Raw genomic sequence first — 22251 nt, 5'->3', positions numbered from 1 at the left:
CAGGTAGTTCGTCCCTCCCGGGTGCGGCGCCGCACCGCGCGGCGCCGCACCCGGGCCGCCCCCTCCAGGAGATCGACGACACCGTGCCCCTCCACCCCACCCGACGCACCCGCCGGGCCGCGGCGCTCGCGCTCGCGGCCTGCGCCGCCGCCCCGCTGTGGACCGCCGTCGGACCCGCCCCGTCCGCCGCGGCCCATCCGTTCGGCCCACCCTCCACCGCCACCGTCAGCGTGGCAGGACCGCTGGCAACCCTCACCTGGCACGCCGCCGAGGACGACTGGGTGGCGCTCGGCGAGGCGGTCGGCGCCTTCGAGGACCCCGCCCTCGACACGGTCTCGACCGAGCTCACCGGCGAGCAGAAGCTGCAACGCTCCCCCGAGCTGCGGGCGTACCTGCTCGACCGGATCCACGTCGCCCAGGACGGCGCCAGGTGCGCGGGCGAGGTGACCTCGCTCGACGACCTGCTCGCCGAGGGGGCCGTGCTCGAGTACCGCTGCCCCCGGGACATCGAGGAAGTGGACGTCACCGTCGGCGCGTTGAGCGACCTGAACGAGGCGTACCGGACGATGCTCACCGCCGAGTCGGGCGGCAGCCCCGGCCAGACCCTGCTCACCGCCACCGACGGCACCCAGCGGGTGGCCTTCGCCCGCCACCCGGGCGGCGCCCTCGGCAACCCCGCGGCCCTCGGCGTCGCCGGCTGCGCGCTCGCCATCGCGGCGGGCGCCGGCGCCTACGCGGTCGTCAGGCGGAGGCGGGCCGGGCGCGGACGGGCGGCGGCGGCATGACCGACGTCAACGGACTCGACGGCCGGCTGGTCGCGCTCTTCGACAGCGGCGCCGTCTTCTGGCTGGCGGCGGTGGTGGCGCTCGGCGTGGGCGCGGCGCACGCGGTGGCGCCGGGCCACGGCAAGAGCATCACGGCCGCCTACCTGGTCGGCGTGCGCGGCCGGTACCGCGACGCGCTGCGGCTCGGCCTGATCGTCGCGACCATGCACACGGTGTCCGTGCTGCTGCTGGCCAGCGCCTGGGTGGGGGTGACGGGCGCGGGCGGGTTCGCCACCGAGACCGTCACCGCCTGGATGCAGGTGGCGGCCGGCCTCGTCGTCATCGCCGTCGGCGGGCACCTCGTCCACCGCCAGCTGCGCGCCCGCCGCCCCGGGCACGACCACGGGCACCATCACCACGATCACCACCACCATCACCACGACCATCACCACGACGAGGTGGCCTCCCCCTGGTCGCGCCGCGGCCTCACCGCCCTCGCCGTCTCCGGCGGCCTGCTCCCCTCCCCCTCCGCGTTCCTGGTGCTGGTGAGCGGCATGCTGACGGGCCGTTCGGTGAACGCCGTCCTCCTGGTGCTGATGTTCGGCCTCGGGATGGCCGCCACCCTGACCGGGGTCGGCGTCCTGACCGTCCGCGGCCGGTCGTTGCTCGCCGGCCGGATCCGCGGCGCCCGCCTCGCCGCGGCCGTCACGACCTGGACGCCGACCGTGGCCGGCGCGGCGGTGGCGGCCGGCGGCTGCCTCTACCTCGTCGCCGCGGTCAGCACGCTCGCCACGTAACAAGCCCCCCGCACTTTCGAACCTGATCGATTCTGTTCGCCTGCGCGCGAGGGTGGTCCCGGAACGCCCGGGCCGCCCCTAGCGTGTGCCGCGTCGCGTTGACGACCGGAATCGAGGCTTCGATGCTGATGCTCCGCGCCCTCAGACGCACGGCCCTGACGTTCCCCCTCCTCATCGCCCTCCTGGTCTCCTGGCTGAGCGGCGCACCAGAGTCGGCCGCCACCACGGACACCACGGCCGCCACCACGGCCACCGCCGCTTCCACCCCGATCGAGCGCGCGTTCACCATCGACGGCGACGCGATCAACCGGAACCCCGCCGACCTGTTCCGCGGCTTCGGCGCCGTCTCCTGCAACAACACCTCCCGGCTCCTCCTCGACTACAAGGAGGAACACCCGGACCGCTACTGGGAGTTGCTGAACCACCTGTTCAACCCCGAGACCGGGATGGGGCTCACCGAGGTCAAGGTCGAGCTCGGCTCCGACGCCAACACCTCGTCCGGCACCGAGCCCGCCTCGATGCGGGCGGCGGACGAGGCGGCCGACGTACTCGCCGGCGCCGGCTGGCACCTCGCCGCCGACGCGAAGTCGATCAACCCGGACATCGAGGTCAGCCTGCTGCGCTGGGCGGACCCCAGGTGGGTGGAGGACGCCGCGGAGGGCGGCCTGGCCGCCGGCATCGAGGCCCGTTACACCTGGTACAAGCGGACCATCGACGCCGTCCACGACACCTTCGGCATCACCGTCGACTGGATCGGCATCGGCAAGAACGAGGACTACGACCGCGCCGACGTGCTGCCGTTCCTCGACTACCTGGAGCGCCGGCTGGCCGAGGACTCGCGCCCGGAGGCCGAGCCGCGCTACGACTACGCCTCGACGATCCGGCTCGTCGGCGCCGACGAGATCAAGGGCCGCGGCTTCGCAGGCGACCTGGTGCACCCGCTGACCGCCGACGAGGTCGCCGCGATCGAACCCCTCGACGCGCCCGTCCCGCTCGACGCAGACGACGCCGACCCCGAACACCCGGTCGACGCCGACGGCGTCTACACGAACGTCGCCCACGACGTCACCTGGGTCGGCGAGTTCGACGGCGCCAAGGTCTACCGCGTCGTCCTCCCCGGCCGCGAGTACGACGGCTGGACCCGCGCCGACGGCACCGTCCACCCGCCGGCCGAGGGCGACTCGGCCACGTACCACTACACCATCGGCGACCCGGACGAGCCGACCACCGGCACCGACGGCGCCCCGCTCGACCCGGCCGAGCTGCTGACCGCCGTCGACGCCGTCTCGATCCACTACACCTCGCAGGCCGACCGCGCGATCCGGATCCTCAACACCGTGTACGCGAAGGAGTTCTGGTACTCCGAGGGCATCGCCCCCACCTCCATGTCGCGCAACCGCGTCAACCTTGCGGGCGACGGCGGCCTCACCGGGCCGCAGGGCACGCTCGACATCGCCAACCGCGTCATCTTCGGCTACCACAACGCCGGCCGGAACGACGCCGGCGCCGGCCCGCTGCCGTCCGACTCCAGCCAGACCCGCTACCTCTTCCAGCCCGCGATCAGCGCCTTCTACCAGAACGGCACCTACAGCGCGAAGCAGCTGATCGGCGCCCACGACCCGTGGTCGGGCTGGTACGAACTCGACAGCGGCGTGCAGCTGGTGCGGCACTTCACGGCCTTCGCCGAGACCGGCCACGGCCGCGCCTGGCAGTACGTCGACGGCGGCGCCTCGTACGGCACGGGCTGGTCGGCGGGCGACGGGATCTCGGACGGCGACGCCAGCTGGCTCACCCTGTCCGACCCGCGCCGCACCGACTTCTCCACCGTCCTCACCAACGACACGGCCGCCCCGGTCTCCGTCACCGTCACCGTCCGCGACATGGGCCGGGCCCAACACCGGCCGCTGACCAGGTTCGAGACCCGCGGCCCGGACGCCGGCGACGCCTACGACGCCAACTGGTTCCAGAACACCGGCCGCGTCGCCACCCGGCCCGCCGGTGACGGCGCCCGCACGTTCACCGTCACCCTCGCACCGCACTCGCTCTCCACCATCACCACGCTCCGCGGCGTCCCCTCGTACCAACCCGGCTCCTCCGAGCGCCACCCCCGCACGGTCCTCGACGTCGGCCGCCCCGGCGGCGTCCTCTACCGCGACGACTTCGAGTACGCCGACTACCCCGGCGACTACGTGGCACGCCGCGGCGGCAGCCCCCGCTACGCCACCGACATGGGTGGCGCGTTCGAGGTCGAGACGACCGGCACGGGCCCCGGCGAGGGCAACCACCTCCAGCAGAACATCCCCTACTGGAACAAACCGGGCCTGTGGCGGTACGGCGGCAACTCCTACCCCCACACCCTGATCGGCGACGACCACTGGACCAACTACTCCACGTCGCTGGACTTCGCCTTCGACCTGACCCCCTTCGACCCGGCCCGCAGGGTCGACTCCGACCCCGACGCGTACTACGAGAACTACGTGGCGCTCGGCGGCCGCAACTCCCGCGGCAGCGGCGGCGACACCCACGACGGCATCACCTTCGCCGTCCAACCCGACGGCACCTGGGGCCTCCTCAAGCGCGGCAACGTCACCGCCTTCCCGACCGGCAGCGCCCGCGGCACACTCCTCAGCGGCACCCTCCCCGACCTCGACCCGGCGGCGCCCCACACCATCCGGCTCGACCTGCGCGGCAACCAGTACACCGGCTACCTCGACGGCGAACAGGTATTCACCTACACCGACCCCACCGCCGACACCGTCGCGGGCCGCGTGGTGATCTCCAGCGGCTTCTACCAGAACCGCTTCGACAACCTGGAGGTCCGCTCGATCCCCGGCCACGCCCCCTACGCCACCGAACGCCTCGACAACGGCGACTCCCGCATCACCTACACCGGCGCGTGGCGGCACGACGTGACCGCCGGCCACGCCTTCCTCTACCGCACCCGCTCCACCGGCACCGCGGGCGCCGAACTCACCGTCCCCTTCCAGGGCACCGGCTTCGCCCTCGACGGCGACGGCACCTCCGCCACCATCGACGTCACCGTCGACGGCCGCCCCGTCGCCACCGACCACCCCGTGACCGCCCGCGGCGAACGCGCCGCCGCCTACACCCTGACCGGACTCGATCCCGGCCCCCACACCGCCACCATCACCGTCCGCACCGGCACCCTCGTCCTCGACGCCTTCCACCAGTTCGGCGCCCCGGGCTAGCGGGGGCTCGGGTCCCCTCCCGGCGCTCCCGTGGTCCGCTGCCCACTCACATCCGAATCCGGAAAGGAGGGATCCGGTGTCCGACAGACACCCGGATGTCCGGACCGCACGGTTCCAACGGGCCCGTGACGCGGCGGCGTTCCACGCCGCCCGGGGGAAGTGGCGCGCGGCGGTTCGGGCCAGCAGGCGAGCGGAGCGGATCGTCCTGAGGCTGCGGAGGTCGGAGCCGTCCAACCCCCAGCACATCTGGGTGCTCGGCGCCACCTGCTACAACCAGGCGGGGTTGTGGGAGCGGTTGGGCCCGGGTCGGCTGGCCGTCAAGGCCGCCCTCCGGGCCTTCGACGCCTACCGCTGGCTGGATCCGTCGAAGGTCGACCCACGTGGCGTGCGCGAGGCGCTGCGGTCCGGCGGCGACGGACCGGCACAGCCCGCGGCCCTCATCGCCCACACGGCGGACGCCGCCGCCTGCCTCGCCCGTCTGCTGGCCGTCCACCAGGCTCTGCTGCGCCCGGGCGACACCCCGTCACTGGAGAGATTCGGTCAGTCGGTGCGGGGACAGGCCGACGTGCTCGGCCACACCGCCGTCCGCATGTACCAGGAGCTGATAGCGAACGGGCACTATGGCCAGGAGGACCTGAGCCGCGTGCGGAAGCAGCACGCGGCGGCGGTCGAGCACCTCTACGGCCCCTCGCGGTAGAGGTCGACCGCCAGCGCGATGGCGGCGTGGGTGGCGGGATGCGGATCCTCGGTCCGCCACACGAGCCGCACGGCCACCGGCTCCGCGTCCCGCAGCCGGCGGTAGACGATGCCGTCGCGCCGGTACTGGCCCGCCGTCGACTCGGGGGTGACCCCGACGCAGCGACCGGTGGCGATGACGGCGAGCCAGTCGTCGATGTCCCGCGTGTACTCGACGGCTGGCCGCTCGTCCTCGGGCCACAGGTCGAGCGTCGTCGTGCCGACGCGGCGGTCGACCGCCAGCGTGCGGCCGGCGAGCTCCGCGAGCCGGATGCCGCGCCGGCGGGCCCAGGGGTCGTCGGAGGCGAGGGCGACGTAGCGCGGCTCGTGGCCGATCACCACGTGCGACCAGGACCGCAGGTCGATCGGCGCCCGGATCACCGCGAGGTCGCACAGCCCCTCGGCGAGCCCGCCGGTCGGGGTGTTGTGCCGGATCAGCCGCAGCTCGGTCTCCGGATGCCGCTCACCCCAGCGGCGCTGGAACTCCGTCGTCGCGCGGCCGAACGCCGACCAGGCGTGGCCGACCCGCAGCCGACCGTGCCCCGTGGTGGCCTCCCTGACCAGCTCCTCCACCCCGGCGAGCACCACCCGCGCCCGCGCCAAAGCGGCCACCCCGGCGGCCGTGGGAGCGACCTCCCGACTCGTCCGACGCAGCAACCGCACCCCGAGCACCCGCTCCAGCGCGGCGAGGTTCCGCGAGACGGCGGCCTGCGACAGCCCGAGTTCGTGCGCGGCGTCCGTGAAGCCGCCGGCGTCGACGATCGCCACCAGACAGCGCAGGTGCCGCAGCTCCACCCCGTTCCCATCCATGCACCCATCGTATAGATCACCCCCCACATGCATTTCGCGTATCCCCCTGCCCTCCCCCACCGTGAACCCATGCCCTCCCGTTCCAGCGGCGTCGCCCTGATGCTCGGCAGCGGCCTGTCCAACCAGGTCGGCGCCTCGATCGCGGCACTCGCCTTCCCCGTGATCGGCCCACTCGGCGTCGTCGCGATCCGCCAGTGGGTCGCCGCCACCGTCCTGCTCGCGGCCGGCCGGCCCCACCCACGCCACTTCAGCACCCCCCAGTGGCGCCCGATACTCGGCCTAGCGCTCGTCTACGCCGCGATGAACCTGTCCCTCTACACGGCGATCGACCGGATCGGCCTCGGCTTGGCCGTCACGCTGGAGTTCCTCGGTCCCCTCGCCGTCGCCCTGGCTGGCTCCCGCCGCCGCGCCGACCTCCTCGCCGCCCTCGCGGCCGCCGGCGCCGTCGCGGTCCTCGTCCGCCCCACCCCGTCCACCGACTACCTCGGCATCGCCCTGGCCCTGCTGGCCGCGTTCTGCTGGGGCTGCTACATCCTCCTGAACCGCACCCTCGGCGCCCGCCTCCCCGGCCTCCAGGGCTCAGCCACCGCCGCGGCCGTCTCCGCCGCCCTCTACCTCCCCGTCGGCGCCTGGACCCTCCACCACCACCCGCCCACCCTGCCCGCCCTGGCCTACGCCCTGACCGCCGGCATCCTCTCCTCCGCCGTCCCCCTCCTCGCCGACCTCCTGGCCCTCCGCCACGTCCCGCCCCACCTCTTCGGCATCTTCATGAGCATCAACCCGGCCCTCGCCGCTCTGGTCGGCCTGGCCGTCCTCGACCAACACCTCGCCCCGGCCTCCTGGCTCGCCATCACAATCATCGTGACGACCAACGCCGCCGCCCTATCCCACGGCGGCGACGCCAGCCACCCCCGGCACAACGAACAGGCCAAGCCAACTGAGCGTTGATCCGGATCACTTCGAGTGCCACCGGAGGGAATCGAACCTCGACCTGCGCTTTTGTGAGTTCCCCGACCAGTGGCCCCTCGACGTCCGGCGGCGTCCGTCAGCGCAGGTCAGCCCACTGGGAGGCGCCACGGCAAACGCCCACTTCTGGGTTTCCTGTTTCCAATTGCGGCTGGAAACAGAAAACATCCGACTGCCTGGTTCCGCTTGTGCAATGCTGGCTTCGTGCACGAGGACGACCCCAGGTCGGTGCGGCCGAGGTCGTTCCTTCCACAATGGATTGGAGAATCCGTGCAACGTCCCAGGCCTGCTGTCGCGTTGATCCACGGCACGTTCGGCTCAGTCAGCATCGCCCAGCTCTTTCACTTGCAGCAGACCATGCTCCAGAGGTACTTGAGGTCATGAAAGAAGTCACCCATGGTTTCGGCAGCGAGCTCCGGCGGAGACGTGGCGAGCGTGGGCTCACCCTGACTGCGTTCTCCGAGCAAGTCTCCTGCAGCAAGAGCCACCTCAGCAAGGTGGAGAGGGGAATGATGACGGCGACCTGGGAGTTCGCCGAACGCTGCGACAAGGCGCTGGAGGCGCACGGCGAGTTGGCAGCACTCATCCGTGGTGAAGTATCAAATGTAACGAAGGGAGGCCTGGTGAAGACGATTGTCGGGCTTCCTCCTTCACCCTCTCATTTTATCGGGCGCTCGGAGGAACTTGCTCGCATTGCCGATTTCCTCGGCAGTGGATCTGGAAGCCCAGTGTGCGTGCTCAGCGGTCTGGAAGGCGTGGGAAAGACGGCCCTAGCGCTCCGAGCAGCCTGGAACGCGGCAGCATCCTTCTCCGACGGATGCTTCTTTTTCGACTTCGAGGAAGAGTCACCCAGCAGTACACGAGATGTCCTGGACTCGTTACTCAGGCTGCTTGGCGTACCTCTGGAGCAGATACCGTCCCGGCCGGACGCACTTGCCAACCTCTGGCGAAGTCGAATTCGCGGAAAGCGCCTACTACTACTCCTCGACAACGTCCGTAGCGCGGCGGACATCGCTCCGCTGCTTTCAGCCGAGCCCGGGTGCAAGCTCCTCATCACCAGCCGGAAACGGCTCTGGGCTCTTGATGACGCGACACACCTGTCGGTAGGGGTGTTGAGCACCACGGAGGCGGACGCGCTTTTCCGAGTCGTCGGAGGGGAGCGGGCGGTGGGTGCCGCGGACCACATCGTCTGCGCCGTCGTCGATCACTGCGGCCGACTGCCACTGGCAGTGCGCATCTCCGCCGCTCGAATCCGCAGCGGATCGATGCGGAACGTGGCTGAACTCGAAGAAATGTTGTCGCACGAGACCCACCGGCTCGAGCTACTCGATGACGGGGATCGCAGTGTCACCGCTGCCCTGACCGTGTCTTGTGAGGGATTGACCACTGAACAGCGCAGGTCACTTGCGCTGTTGGCACTGCATCCCGGGCCGAGCGCCGACCTCCGCACCGTCGCGGTCCTGACAGAGACCGATCTGCCAGGCGCCACAATGCTGATGGACGGCCTAGCGGACAGGCATCTCGTGGCCTACGAACGGTCCGATCGCGTCACTATGTACGATCTCGTGCGTCAGTTCGCGCGGCGTCTACTTCTCCTCGACATGACGGTTGAGGAACAGCACAGCATCGTTCTGCGTCTGCTCGACCACTATCTCCGCCATGCCAAAGCATCGGACAAGCTGCTCACACCCCAGCGCTATCGGCCGCCCGTCATCCTCGACGACTTCCCCGAGAGGCCGGTTCCCTTCGTCCACCGCGCGGCAGCGGTTGCATGGCTCGAATCCGAGTGGCGTTGCCTGGTGGCACTGTGCCGCGTGGCGGCCGAACGCGAGCTGCACTCCCTGTGTCTGCAGTTGGCCTTCACGTTGCGAGAGTTTTTCTATCTCGCAAAACTGTGGGGCCCGTGGATCGAGACTCATCTGGCGGCGGTCGAATCTGCCAGAGCTGTGGGTGCCCGCGCATGGATTGCCATCAGCCTGAGTAATCTCGGTATCGCTTACGCTGACCGAGGAGATCTGAACACTGCCGCCGACCACTTCCACCAGTCCTTGACCTTGTACGAGCAGTTGGACGATGAGCATGGTTGGGTCAACGCCATCTCCAATCTGGCCTGAACAAGATTCTATTTGGGCGAGTACGAAATATCCCTCCTCGGTCTACAGGCAGCGCTCAACCATTACCGACGACTTGGAAACAGGCGAAATTCCGCCATCACGCTTCGAGGAATCGCGCTGATTGAAGCAGAGCTGGAACTGTTCCCCAAGGCTGTCAAACATGCGCGGCAGGCCTGTGAGGAATTTCATGCCATGGGGCTTGAACTGGATGTCGTGATGTCGGTGAATTGCGTGGCGTGGGCCCATTTCCGATCAGGCGACCTGCAGGTCGCCGGTGACGAGTATGAGGAGGCACTCAGCTTGGCCGAGACCTGCGGAAGTCGTTACGAGATGGCACGTGCCCTGACTGGTCTCGGCAACATCCGTCAGACGTCGGGGGACCTGGAGAAGGCGGCTGAGCTGTGGGCTCGGGCCGACACCCTCTACGGCGGGCTTGGACCGATCATGCTCGGGGAAGCACGTGTCCGCCTGGCTTTCTGACATGCCCTGGAATCCTCCCGAGCCGGACTCGCGGCCGACCACGGCCGAGGTCCTCGCAGGGCTCAAGAGCCTCCGCAAGGGCTTCGGGATCGACGATCCTGCCGCCCTCGCGCGTGCCGGTCATGCCCTGCACCGTATCGCTGGAGTGGCCCACGGCGACGGCCAGGCGGCGCAGCGCGTCAAGCTCACCCAATGCTTACTGGAGCTGACCGACGCACTCCCGGCGAAAATGGCCGCGCTCGGCAGGCGAGCACTCGCCCTGGACGGTTCCGGCACCGAACGGTTCGGACAACGGCTGAGAGGCATCGCAACACAGCTCGACCGTGACCCACGTACCGCGCGCCGGCGCGTGGACGCGGTACTTGAGCGATTGGCAGAGCAGGCCGTGTGGGCCCTTTCCCAGCGTCCGAACCAGTCCTCCAACCAGTTCGATGGAAGTCCTGACCCGCGCTCGCACCGCCGGCCCCATAGGAAGACTGTCCGCCGGCGGGCCGGATCTCCACACGGACACCGGCACGTTGCCCACCAGAGGTCAGTCGTCCACAGGCGGACGCAGATCCCGGAGATCGACCTCGTGCGCCTCTTCCTGCGCGGCCACTGCGGCCTCCCGCACAACGCGCTGACGTTCGAGGTCTCCACCGACACAGTCGAGCAAGCGCTCGGGATCGGCCGCGAGGATCTCCGCCGGCGAGATCAGCCCGCCTCTGGCCAGACCGATGAAGACAGGCCGGCCGAGGGAGACCTTCGCGTGCCAGGCGATGGGCACCAGACCTGCGACGATGCCGAGTTCGAGCTGAGCGGGCAGGACATCGGGCAGGTTGCCAAGATCGGCGGTCGGGTGCAGGTGGAGGGCGATCTCGACGACCGTGGCGATCACGTCGGCGGTCCGTTGCACCACGTGCTGGACCGGTCCCGGAACATCCGGCCTCGTCAGCTTCGCCGGGTCGCTGATCGCACGTTCGATGCCAGCGAGCCTGATCCCCTCCGTCCACATCAGGCAGGCGATGCTTCGCCGGGCACGGCCGATACCGACGTCCCTGGGCGGAACACCCACGAGTCTGGAAAGCACCGGGTCAGCGGCCCCACGTTCCCTCAGCCTCCGGGTGAGATGGGTGCGTTCCTGATACGGGTTCCGCGGGAGCTGATTGAACCGGACGTCGTCCAGCTCGCAGGAGAGCTGAGCGACACAGATCAGCGTGGCGCGGTTGATCCGGTCCGCCGGTACGTCCGCCAGCGCATCCGCCACCGCCGTGATGGAATCGACGCCGAGACCGCTGCGGACCGCGAGCCGGCCCAGCTCCGTCAGGGCAAGCCGGCTTGGCAGTCCGTCCGGCCCACTCGGCGTTCCCTTGAGGAAACCGCCGGTGACGAGCTCGACCACCGTGTGCCGGACCTCCGACACAGGGAAAGGTTCGGGCGAGCCGCTCGCTCTGGACTGGTGCGCGGCGAAGGTGGCGGCCATGAACCGTTTGACGTCTGGCCCCGAGCGACGGTGGGCGAGGACTGCGGGTTCGGCGAGAGCGGCGAGGATCACGGCACGTATGTCCCTGGAGGGTTCCAGCAACGCCGAACGCACTTCCTCGGGCTCCGCCTGGACGTACTGCTGCCACTTCCGGTCGGCGTCTGCGGCCCCTTGGGCCCAGATAATCGCGCGGCCCTGCTTCACCAGGCCAACGCGGCCCGCTCGGCCTGCCATGTTCTTGTACTCGGAGACCGAATACGGCCGAGCGTTCGGCGGAGGGTGTTCCAGTTCGCAGATGACGACGGAGTCCGCAGGCAGATTGACGCCCTGGGCCAGGGTCGTTGTGGTCACGAGGACACGCACCTCACTGTCCGGGCTCCGAAAGGAGAGTTCCAGGAGGCGACGCTCTTCCGTCGTGAGGTCCGCAATGTGGAAAGCTACCCCGCCCTCCAGACACGTGCGCAGCAGGTCGGTGGACCGTCCACCGTCCTCGTTGGACAGGGCTTCGAGCGTGGTGTCGGCGGCGGGCAGCCCAAGCATGCGGGCAAGCCTTCGGGCGAACGCGCGGACCTGGGCGCGCGTGGCCCAGAAGACGATGACTTGTTGCCCCTCCCCGACCAGCTTGCTCACCAGTCGCGTCACCAGTCGCTCGTCCATGACACGCTCGGTGGTGTTCTCCGGCTCCAGCATCTGCTCGGTCAACTGGTTGCCCTGCTGGTCCCGATACCGGTAGTGGCCGTCCGGGCCCATCACCCCTTCGAACAGCGGGACATCCCGGCGCGTGCCCGTCACGAGGTTTGCGCCGAGCCACCGGGCGAGTTCATCGGGTTTCCCGAGCACCGCGGACAACCCCACAATCTGCGGCGTTTCTGTCAAGCCGTCACGCACTCTCAGCCAGGTGAGCAGGGTTTCCAGCAACGGACCGCGCTCAGGCAGCGTGAGGGACTGGATCTCATCGATGACCAGGACACCCGTGCCGAGCAGATCCGGACGCTTGGGCAGCAGCCCGATGAACTTCTCGTAGGTAAGAACTGCAAGTTCGAACCGCCCACTAATCAAGTCGGTTATTTCTTCGCGCAGCTCGCCTGTGGCACGAATTGCCTTGATCCCGAGAGGACCGTAGGAACGCAGGAACGTCTCATACAGCTCGTTGACGAGGGCACGGGTGGGGAGCAGGAAAATGGCCTTCTTCCCCTCAGCTATCGCTCGCATGGCGCCCAACTCGCCCACCATGGTCTTGCCCGTCGATGTCGGCGCGCTGACCAGGATGTTCATGCCTTCCAGCAGGGCACCCTCGTTGATGGCGTCAATCTGTAGTTTGTTGAGCTTTCCGATACGGTTCTCCCACGCTTCCACGACCGGGGACGGGATCTCATACGCCGTGAGCGACGAAAGGTCCGCGGTTGCGGGTTGCGGCCTCATGGCGTCCGCCGTCGAAAGGTAATTCGGGCCTCGCTTGAAGATTTCCAGATGCACGTTCGAGACGTTGCCGCCAAGGACGGGAGCCTGGATCTCTTGCGACAGGGATCTCCTGTGGGAACTGACACTCTTGAACACATAGTGCGCCAACTTGAGGATGTACACCTTGCCGTCATCGACGGCTTCAGGATGGCCGAGCAGTCCCTGGATAAGGTAGTGGCTGAGCAGACCGTGACGGAATTTCGGCTCTTCAAAGGCTTCCTGACCTCTACCGGCGGCGGCGATGACAACATATCCGGCTTCGCGGATCTCGTTGAGTCTATTCGTCGCCGAAACGGAACTATCGCGGCTCGTATAGCCGTCCTGCGAAATCCGTATAACCTTGTCGGCGGCATGCCCCGAGAAACAGCAGTCCAGCACCAAGAGCAGGGCGCGCGCCCGGATTCCTCGGGTCAGTTCGGCGAGATCGACCAGCGACAAGGAAGTTTCGCTCAGCCTGCCCGGTAAGGTGTCATGCAGAGCCAGAGCGCCCCCGGTGATGCCGTGCCCCGAGAAGGCGATCACGACGAAGTCCTCGTCCGTGCTGACCTCGGCGAGGTGCCGCATTTCTGTCACAAATTTGCCCTTGGTGGCATCACCGTCAAGGAGTAGGGTCGACTTCCCTTCAAGGTTGTCGTCGAACAGGGCTCTGAGTACGACAGCATCCCGTTGCGCGAACCGCAAGCCATCGAACTCCGATTCGTAATAGTCAATACCGACGAAAAGTCCGTGAAACGTCATCCCACTTCCAAAGTATCTTCGATGCCGAAACCCTCCCGTAAGCTCGGGACGGATGTCAAGAGAAGGGTATGTTATGGCAAGCCGATCGGGGGAGGGAAGTGTGAATTCCGAACGCATGAGGCCTTCCGAAGTTTCCCAAGGGGGAATGACCGTGAATAGTTCACGTGCCACCGACGCGGCGCCCGAAGAGGGCCGCCTTGTACGACTCCGCCCAGCTGACGTTCGACACCGCGAACGGCGATGCCCTCACCGGCTGGCGACGAAGATTCGCCCCGACGCGCCCCGCCCTCACCGATCCACCACATCCGCTCATACCCTGACCGGATGGGCGCTCGGCCCGCTGCACGACGTACTTGATCTCATTGAGTTCGAGCAGCTGCCCGTGGAAGACGCCTTGTCCAGATGGAGAGCAGCACCCAAACGCCCCCTCCATCCCGCGCTCGCCCGGTGGACCGAGCACGCCCTCGGCAACTACCTCGCCGCGGCTGCCGACATTCCGGCGCCGCCTTCGGTGCCGCACGGCGAACAGCTCGAACCTGTGTCGCGCGTGTGGGCCCGGCAGCGGGGCTCGCTGAATCCCGGCGACCCCGACGTATACGAGGAGATGGTGACCGACCGGCGCTATGCCGGGCACGGCGTCCGCGAACTACGCGTCATACGAACGGGATCGGTGCACGACAGGCCCCCGGACGAGGTGGAGATCGCGATAGCCGTGGGGGTCCTGGCGGGCGGAAGCCCGGTGCTGAGTTCCCGGTGGAGCAGGAGCCAACTCAAGCTCGGGAGATTCGCACACGCTCGTCTGGTGCGCCTCGTGGAGGTTGGCTGCGTTGACGCATCCCACCAAATCCTCTTCGAGGGAACCCCCGACGAGGCGTACGCCCGCTACGACACCGACGTCGAGGCGGACATCGGCAAGGTGATCGCCGGTGGCTCGTACCGTCCGGGGCAGGACTGCGGCAGGTGCGACATCGTGGACTCCTGTCCCGAGGTGCCATCTCGTCCAGGCCTTCTCAAAATCAGCTCCACCGACATGCCCCGCCGGTCCTGGTCGATGTCGACAGGACGCTCCTACCGTCAGTGTCCGGCCCGTGTCCACCTGGAGGATCTGTTCCTGCCGAGAGAGGGCTCGGCCGAGAACAACGAGGCGGTCGTACGAGGTCAGGCCGTACATGCGTGGATCGAGAACCTGCATCGTCGAACACCGCAGCAGCCCTGCACTCCGGCCGACATCCCCGATTCACCGGAGGCGTGGGAGTGCGCCGGATGGAAGGTGACCGGCACTCAAGCCCGGCTCGGCATCCAGATGATCGGTGACCACGCCCTCGTATGCCCGCTGCGGGACCGAACTGCGGACGCCGAGGTTCATCCGGAACGGACGGCCGTCGTATACGACCCTGACGCGGACGTCGTCGTCATTGCCAAGACCGATCTCCTCTACCGCGTAGCCGACCGCTGGACCCTGCGTGAGACGAAAACCGCCAGGGCGCTGAGCGAAGGAGACCTGCTGGAGCGGTACCCGCAACTGGCCCTGGCCGTGGTGCTTGCCCGGGCGGGAGTGTTACCAGGAGGCGGGCATTGCCGGGTGGAGCTGGAGCGGCTGGCCGGCAGCGGCCCGGTTCTGACCGAAGTCGACATTGCCGCCCCGGACGTGGTCGCCCAGGCGCAGCGCGTTCTGAAGGAGCACGTCTCCGCATGGCACGCCGACACCCGTTTTCCGACCAAGGCGGGCAAGGCATGTGGGGACTGTCCCTTCACCCGGTGGTGCCCCGACGCCTCGGAGAGGACTGACTCGTGACGCAGTGGCTGACCGGGACAAGTGACGACCCGACCGAGCGCGCGCGCCGTGTAGTGGCCGCTGCCCTACGCGCGTCCTACGCCTGGACAGTCTGGCGGGAGCGGCCCAACGCCATGCTGGAGGTCGCGCGGATGACCGGTGTTGTCATGGAGGCCCATGGTCCCGGTCGCGGCCCGACGACCCCGGTCGATCTCATCGCCTGTCTACGGCAGCCCCTTGACCGGCTTCCGGCCCTTGCCGCAGGCATGGACGAGGAGATCGGGCGGGTCGTGCTCCTCGACAGAAACGACCAACTCACCCCGGACGCCTACGACCTGGCATCCGAATACGCGCTTCCGGTCGGCGGCCCTTCCGACTCCACGCAGTGGATGCCGAGTTGGACCAGGATGCGCTCTGACGAGATTCGTCGCAACACCTTCACGACGCTGATCGAAGGCAATGGCCAGGATGCCTACGTCGCTTCGCGACGCTTCCTCATCGAGCACCCCGCCGGGTCCCTTTCCGAGCTGCGTGACCTGATCAGCCAGACCGGAGTGCGCCCTCCGCCAAGGGGATACACCGAGATCCCCGCCGATCATCTCCATCGCCCACCCGGCGGCGAGACGTGGTGGTGGCCCTGCGTGGTCTGCGACTGGCCGATGGAGGTCACGGGTACGACCGTGCGATGCCGATATCGTCCCCACGCGGCCGTCTTCCATCTGGCAGAGGGCAGGACTGCGACCTCCCGGCCCGCACTGAAAAGGGTCGACGAAGGGCGGCCACGCTTGGCCAAGCCGGTGGCTCGGCCGGCGGCCGATGCCCGCTGCCTGGACTTCGGAGTCTGGCGGTTCGTCGTGGTACCCGGGGTGAGCGAGCTCAGGGTCAAGCGAAGGCTCGAAGAACTCGGCGCCACGGTCGAGCTCTGGCCCGAGCTTGACCGCTACGACCTGCATGTACGGGCCGGCGACAGGGAGTTCAGGGTGGATCTCAAGGAGTACCGCTCCGGGCACCAGCTGATTGCGGCACTCCGGTCGGAACCGCCCCGCGCCCGGATCCTCCTCCCGAAGACGCACGAATATCAACTGGAGACCCTCAAGACCGCCCTGCCCGCTCTTCAAGTCACCACGGAGACGAAGTTCCACACCGAAGTACGTCGAGCGCTGAGGACGGTATGAGCACCTCTCCACGCGGGTCCGAGAAAGCGCTCCCCCACATCATGGGAGCCGCGATCGGCCTGGCAGCCAGCTTCTTCCCCATCGAGGACGACGGCGGGTTCAAGCGTATGACCACCCGTGATGATGTGCTCTACGTCTTGGACGGCCATATAGCGGACTGGACCGGCTGGCGCGACCTCTCCCAGGGAGATGCGCGCCGGTTCACCAGACTGCTGCGCCGACGCCCGAACCAGCTGGCCAACGCGCGGGCGGCCGGCTTGATCCTCGACCATCTACTGCGTAGCGGCCAACTCGCCGGCTGCAGCCCGGTCGACGACGAAAAGGAAGGCCCCTTCCGCATCGCCATCGACCCCGGAATGCCGCTGCCTGCCTTCGTGGACGGCTCTCTGCGTGAACTCGACGAACTGCACCGGGCGAAAACCCGCGTGCTCGCTACAGCCGAAGCCGGTCCGTACACGACCACGACCCGGGTGCCCAGGCCGGATGGTCGCCAGCAGATGTTCGTCGACTTTCAATACGAGATCGGGCCCCACCACCTCGACGCCGGGCACACGATCCCGGAAGTCCGCGACGCCCCCGCCCTCCTCGAGTGCTGGGTTCCCTTCAGCGAGTTGAAGGAGATCGCGGCACTGATCGACCAGGGCGAGCGGGAACGGGGCAGAAGCTCCCACCGCCAGAAGGCGGTCGACCGATTCGAAAGCCAGATCCGCAGCCGCAGGAACGAGTCCGTCAAGGGACTGGACCTGACCGCCGGCAGTCTCAATGAACTCCTCGCGTACACCGGTTTCGGGAAGTCCGTCGTCCTCATCGAAACCTTTGCCTGCTGGGCCGTCCGCCGTGGTATCCCTGTGGCCTTCGTCCTGCCGACCAACGCCGACGTCGTCCGGGCCGTCCACGGAATCGAACGCGCCCTGGAATGGAGCGAGGTGGAGTCGAAGGGCGGCGTCGTACCACTGGTCTCACCCCGGGCGCTCATCAAGGTGGCCACGACCGCGGCGGCTCGGGCAACTGAGAACGGCCCGGACGCGGACTGGATCTGGAGCCGATTCGGCTACGGCTGCGCACTCGCCGCAGTGGCGGGCTCTGACGAGGCGGTCGACCGGTGGCAGCCGGGCAGCGAGCCGTGCTCGAAGCTACGCAAGCAATCCAGGGGGCGCAAAAAGAACAACACGGTCGCCTGTCCTTGGCGGACCACTTGTGGACGCTACCGGGCCGCACGGGAAGCATGCACAGCGGACATCATCGTCACCTCCCACGCGAATCTCCTGCTGGGAGTCCTCCAGACACCGGTGGAGGACGGCTTCGGCGGGGACGATCGGCTGACCGTTGAGGAACTGCTATTGCGACGTTGTCCGATCCTCGTCATAGACGAGGTGGACGTCTTTCAGAGTACGGCGGTCGAGCACGCGGGCCGCAATCTGGTCCTCGACCACGCCGGACGGACCAACACTCCCCTGCGCAAGTTCGACCAGGACTTCGCGGCGACGTTCGGCCGGCTCCAGGACGAGGTCGACGCCAGCGTCCGCGACGCCTACTTCACCCTTCGGTACCTGTCCGAGACCTACGTGAGTCATTTGACCTACGAACGGCTCGGTGCCACAGCGCCGGCCAAGAAGCGGCGGCCGCGCGGGCCGGGGCGATATTGGATGGTGCCCCAGCGCTGGGACAACTGGCTGACCGCCAGGCTGTTCGGCCTCGACAGCGAGGAGGTCGGCGCCAAGCAGCTGCAGATGTTCCGCTCACTGTTTCTCGACGAGACGTCGCCCCACGGTGACGAGCCCGAAACCTTCGAGGCCGCACGGCGACACCTCGCATCGGTGGTTACCGGCGGGTCCAGCGGTCTGTCCCTGCCTGCGGCACGCGTCGCCCTGGAGGAGCTAGTCGAAGACGTGCCCGAGGAGCACCGGGCCACGGTCATCAATCGGATACTGCGGCGCGCCATCCTCGAACGCATCCGGCGCTTCCTGCACCAGCTAATGACCAACAACGCCCAACTGGTGGACATCGGGGTCGAATCCGCCCAGGAGATCGCGGACGCGCTGGGGACGTACGGCCGTTGGCGCGTCACGCCGACCGGCCCTCTGGGGCGGCTCCTCTTCGCGTTCACCGAGTACTACGACGACACGGGCGGCGAACCCACTCGTCTGTCGACTGCGGCGTTCGGCGGCGATCCGCACACCTACACCGTGGGACTCGGCGACGTCACCGCCCTGGCACACGCCGGGGTTCGCCGCATCGTACTCGGGATGTCCGCCACCTCCTACTTCCCGGGTGCACCCCACCATCACGTCCACACGACGCCGAAGTGGTGGGTCGCGGACGACAAACGAAATGCTGTGCGGATCCTGTCCGCGCCTGTCAACGACGAACGCGATCGGCCGCGTCGGATCTCCGGGCTGGACGGAACCACGCGTGCGGCGGCGATTCAGCGGATCGCCGCAGCCATGTGGGACAGCCACCTCCGGCCCGAGCTTGAACGGCTGAGATCCGAGGAGCGTGGCCGGGATCGAGTCCTCCTCGCCACCACGTCCTACGAGGCGGCACGGGATGTGGCGGAAGGACTATCCACGGCCGGAGTCGACTCCACACGCATCTGCTTGGCGGTGCGACCGGGTGTCTTCGCGGAAGATCAGGAGACGGCCGTCGACATGGGCCGATGGCGGGAATTGCCGGCCGACCGGCTGGAGGGCTTCCCCGCCGTCCACGGTGCCGACATCCTTATCGCCCCGCTCGCCAGGGTGCAGCGAGGCGTGAACATCATTGGGGAGGGAGACAAGTCCGCACTGGGGTCGGTGTGGTTAATCGTTCGGCCCATCCCGCTGATCGATGAACCCGAGGAACTCGTCGCGCACATTCAGTCGAGAGCACTGGCCGAGCATCGAGGTCCGTCCAGTGACCCACAGGCCCTGCTGGCCGAACGCCGACGGCTGGCCGGCCGCTACCTCGACGAGATCATTCGCTGTCCGCCCCACTTCCAGGCCCAGCCCCTCGATGTCAAGTTAGGCGTGGTCGCCGAGATCATCAACGGAGCCGTCCAACTCATCGGCCGGGCCCGGCGTGGCGGTACCGACGCGACGCTGCATCTGGTGGACGGCGCCTTCCTCAACGCCGAGGGCGGCACCGATCTCGCCACCCTCATCCTCAAGTTGCGGGAAAGATGGCGGAACGACGGAGTGCTGCCCGCCATGCAGAAGTACTACGGCACGACGCTCGAAGCCTTCCTGAAGTACGCGGAGCGGCCCATCGAGGGAGGCATCCCGTGCTGATCACACTTGCCTACCGCGTCCGGCGACAGGACATGGACGCCCTGTTGGGCACCACGACGGCCTACCCCCTCACCAAGGAGTTCGAAGCGGCTTGGGAGAGCCTGCCGAAACACGAGCGCCAGCGCCGGCCACGCTACTCCGCCCTGGCCACGGGGCTCGTCGCCGCCACCGGCCAGCCCGTCAAGCTGTTCGGGGAACACGACCTCGCCGAGGAGGAACAGCGCACAGGCAACCGAATGCTGCTGCTCACCAGCGACACGGCCTTCGACAGCCGACTGAGGGTCGCAGTGCAGGCCTGGGAGGCACACATTCGCGATGGGAAGGGGGCAGCCGTCCTCGCCGGGCTGCTGCCCAACCCGGAACAAGCGCGCTGCTTCGCTGACTTCGTGAGGTATCGCCCGGGGCAGGTGCCGGTCATGCCGGGCTGGGTGTTCCGCACGGCCGAGTGGCAGGTGATGCGGCAGTTGGCCGCCGCTCCACTCCGGGTGGATGATCGGCCCCCCGTCGTCCTGACGATGGACACCGACGGATCACTGGTGGCCTGGGACCCGGACGACCTCATCGTCAACCGTGGTGGCAAGGCCTTCAGCATGCACAGGGTGACCGCGCGGCTGACCAGCCGGGTCGGCATCGAGGACCCGATCCTCTGCTTCGATGCTCACTTGTCCAGGATCTCGCCACAGGGGGACTGGGCCAAGAGCGTGTGGATCGACCGGGGCGAGGACGACGCACCGATCCTGAGGCTCCCGCTCCGGCGCCACCCGGACAAGGAGACCGGCGAGTGGCGCAGCTATCTCGATCCCGCCATCGCGAAGATCCTGGAGGCGTGCCAGCTGTCGGCGCTTGAGATCCCCCACGAACTCCCGCGCGTGCCGGGGTCGATCAGGCCCCAGCTGGCGAGCGCCCGGTTCCACGCTCTGGGAAGTGGCCCCGGACCGCGGTTCATGCTGCGGCTGCACGAACACATCGTGCGAACCTTGCCCTTGCTCGTGCCCCTGTCCTACGAAGTCGACAAACGGATCAGACTGGCTCGCCGCGTCACGAGCTATGCGGCTGAAGGTCTCCTGCCTGCCGCAATTGGGCCGAGCGGCTTCCGTCGGGTCACGCTCGCCTGCGTCTATAGCACACCCCAGGGGCGCGAGCGCATGCTCGCCGAACTCACGGAGTTGACGGGCCGGCCGGTGACGCCGTTGGAAGGCAAGTCCCCCACTCTCATCAACGACCGCCTGGACGTCATCAGCCGCTACTGCCCGGACCTGCTCGCCCACGACACCGTGAACCGCGCGGCCTCCCTCGCGCTACTTGATCTGCCCGTCGACGAAGACCGTTTGGTCGCCGCATGGCTGGAGACGGAGTACCACCCCGACGCCCCGCGGCCCGAACTCGATGCCAAACCGCACCTGAGACGGTTGCTGGGCCATCTGGGGATACCGACACAGTTCCTCGCCACCGAGCCCACCGTTCTCCCGACGGAAGCCACCCCAAACAGCCACGAGACCAAGAAGCATGCCGCCCGCTCTGCCCTGCGGGACCTGCTGAGGGCCGCCGGAGTCCTGGACGACCGTCTTCTGGAGGCTGTGGCCGCAGGCGGACGACGCCATGGGCTCACCCGAAAAACCCTGTTGGTGGGCATCCACGCCCGCAGGCAGCAGACCGGGGGGGCCGGTACACCCCTGGTCCTCACCATGGTGGCGCTGTACGTCGACCCGGACGAGCTCGCGAACTGCCAGCTGCTGATCTACAGCGACCGACGGCAGGCGTGGGCCCGCGCGGGTCAGGGCGTGGCGGACTTCCACGCCTGTGCCATCGGAACCACCCGCTTCGGCCGCACCGGAGAGAAAGCGGCGCTGACGCGTCAGGTGGTCGAGAGACGACTCGGCGAACTGCTCGCTCTGAAGCCCGACAGCACACCCATGGTGATCCTCGTCGACACACAGGAGACCAGGACCATCTGGCCCGGGCTGCAGAACACACAACTGGGCGCCGGCCCACTTCCCGCGGACGCCCTGCGAGACAAGGGCGCCGATATCGCGATCGTCCGCCTGAACACCGAGATCAGCGAGATCGGACGCCCCGTCACACGCAGGGAGAAGGCAAATATGCCGAGCGATGTGCGCAAACCCGCCGCACCCGACCGGAAGGTGTACCGGCTCACGGACAGCGACCGACCCAGTTGGCTCTTCGCCGGCCGATCAGCCTCGATCAAGGCCAAGGGTGGCGATCGGGGTGCTCTCTACACACGATGGACCCTGCCGGCCTGGCTCACCTCCCAACTCGCCGTGCCCTGGCATTCGTACACGGGTAAAGAGATCGTGGTGGTGAGCCCGGGATCATGGGCCCCGGAGCAGCTGGCGGGACTCACGGCGAGCCTTTGCGAGCAGTCCATCTCCTGGGACGACCGCACACAGATGCCCGTCCCGCTGCACATCGCGACCGTCATCGACGAGGACCATCCCGACTATCGGGTCTCGGGGGAGGAGACCTGACGGCCCTGCACCAC

Annotated in this window: 13 protein-coding genes; 11 read left to right on the top strand and 2 right to left on the bottom strand. The window is 68.1% G+C overall.

Annotated elements, in window-relative coordinates:
• Positions 1 to 83 precede the first annotated feature (83 nt).
• The 4 genes from ACYVPE_RS11815 (at position 84) to ACYVPE_RS11800 (ending at position 5467) form a co-directional block, all read left to right on the top strand.
• On the top strand, positions 84 to 785 hold the full coding sequence (locus ACYVPE_RS11815) for a hypothetical protein (protein ID WP_461033452.1): 702 nt from the start codon (positions 84 to 86) through the stop codon (positions 783 to 785).
• Positions 782 to 1561 carry a nickel/cobalt transporter gene (locus ACYVPE_RS11810; RefSeq protein WP_461033451.1) on the top strand — a complete coding sequence of 260 codons (780 nt, stop codon included), beginning with the start codon at positions 782 to 784 and terminating at the stop codon, positions 1559 to 1561. Before ACYVPE_RS11815 ends, ACYVPE_RS11810 begins: the two co-directional genes overlap by 4 nt.
• Positions 1562 to 1659: 98 nt before the next feature.
• Positions 1660 to 4770: a hypothetical protein gene (locus tag ACYVPE_RS11805; protein ID WP_461033450.1), complete on the top strand. Its 3111-nt coding sequence runs from the start codon at positions 1660 to 1662 to the stop codon at positions 4768 to 4770.
• A 76-nt stretch (positions 4771 to 4846) separates the two neighbouring features.
• Positions 4847 to 5467 (top strand): hypothetical protein, encoded by a 621-nt coding sequence (locus ACYVPE_RS11800; protein WP_461033449.1) that lies wholly within the window; start codon positions 4847 to 4849, stop codon positions 5465 to 5467.
• On the opposite strand, the gene ACYVPE_RS11795 is transcribed toward ACYVPE_RS11800, so the two are convergent.
• Positions 5449 to 6315, bottom strand: coding sequence for a LysR family transcriptional regulator (locus ACYVPE_RS11795; protein ID WP_461033448.1), 867 nt, complete (start codon positions 6313 to 6315; stop codon positions 5449 to 5451). The two genes, ACYVPE_RS11800 and ACYVPE_RS11795, sit on opposite strands and share 19 nt — an antisense overlap.
• A gap of 69 nt (positions 6316 to 6384) precedes the next feature.
• Here ACYVPE_RS11795 and ACYVPE_RS11790 point away from each other — a divergent pair, with 69 nt between their 5' ends.
• From ACYVPE_RS11790 to ACYVPE_RS11780, 3 genes are all read left to right on the top strand, one after another.
• Positions 6385 to 7263 carry an EamA family transporter gene (locus ACYVPE_RS11790; RefSeq protein ID WP_461033447.1) on the top strand — a complete coding sequence of 293 codons (879 nt, stop codon included), beginning with the start codon at positions 6385 to 6387 and terminating at the stop codon, positions 7261 to 7263.
• A 398-nt stretch (positions 7264 to 7661) separates the two neighbouring features.
• Positions 7662 to 9395, top strand: coding sequence for a helix-turn-helix domain-containing protein (locus ACYVPE_RS11785; protein WP_461033446.1), 1734 nt, complete (start codon positions 7662 to 7664; stop codon positions 9393 to 9395).
• 12 nt (positions 9396 to 9407) lie between these two features.
• A complete protein-coding gene (locus ACYVPE_RS11780) occupies positions 9408 to 9875 on the top strand; it encodes a tetratricopeptide repeat protein (RefSeq protein ID WP_461033445.1) in 468 nt (155 codons plus the stop codon).
• Between the two features lie 532 nt (positions 9876 to 10407).
• Here the strand turns inward: ACYVPE_RS11780 and ACYVPE_RS11775 are convergent.
• Positions 10408 to 13536 (bottom strand): DEAD/DEAH box helicase, encoded by a 3129-nt coding sequence (locus tag ACYVPE_RS11775; RefSeq protein WP_461033444.1) that lies wholly within the window; start codon positions 13534 to 13536, stop codon positions 10408 to 10410.
• Between the two features lie 382 nt (positions 13537 to 13918).
• On the opposite strand from ACYVPE_RS11775, the gene ACYVPE_RS11770 reads away from it, so the two are divergent.
• The 4 genes from ACYVPE_RS11770 to ACYVPE_RS11755 are packed head-to-tail and all read left to right on the top strand — an operon-like array spanning position 13919 to position 22237.
• Complete coding sequence (locus ACYVPE_RS11770) at positions 13919 to 15331, top strand: PD-(D/E)XK nuclease family protein (protein WP_461033443.1); 1413 nt, start codon at positions 13919 to 13921, stop codon at positions 15329 to 15331.
• Entirely contained in the window at positions 15328 to 16485 is a 1158-nt protein-coding gene (locus ACYVPE_RS11765) for a restriction endonuclease-related protein (protein WP_461033442.1), read from the top strand. The genes ACYVPE_RS11770 and ACYVPE_RS11765 overlap by 4 nt, the downstream gene beginning before the upstream one ends.
• Positions 16482 to 19751 carry a hypothetical protein gene (locus ACYVPE_RS11760; protein ID WP_461033441.1) on the top strand — a complete coding sequence of 1090 codons (3270 nt, stop codon included), beginning with the start codon at positions 16482 to 16484 and terminating at the stop codon, positions 19749 to 19751. Before ACYVPE_RS11765 ends, ACYVPE_RS11760 begins: the two co-directional genes overlap by 4 nt.
• A complete protein-coding gene (locus ACYVPE_RS11755; protein ID WP_461033440.1) occupies positions 19745 to 22237 on the top strand; it encodes an RNaseH domain-containing protein in 2493 nt (830 codons plus the stop codon). The genes ACYVPE_RS11760 and ACYVPE_RS11755 overlap by 7 nt, the downstream gene beginning before the upstream one ends.
• The last annotated feature ends 14 nt before the right edge of the window (positions 22238 to 22251 follow it).

It is taken from the genome of Streptomyces mayteni, assembly GCF_054783955.1.
Note: the sequence above shows the minus strand (reverse complement) of the source record. Positions and strands in the feature narration are given on the sequence as shown.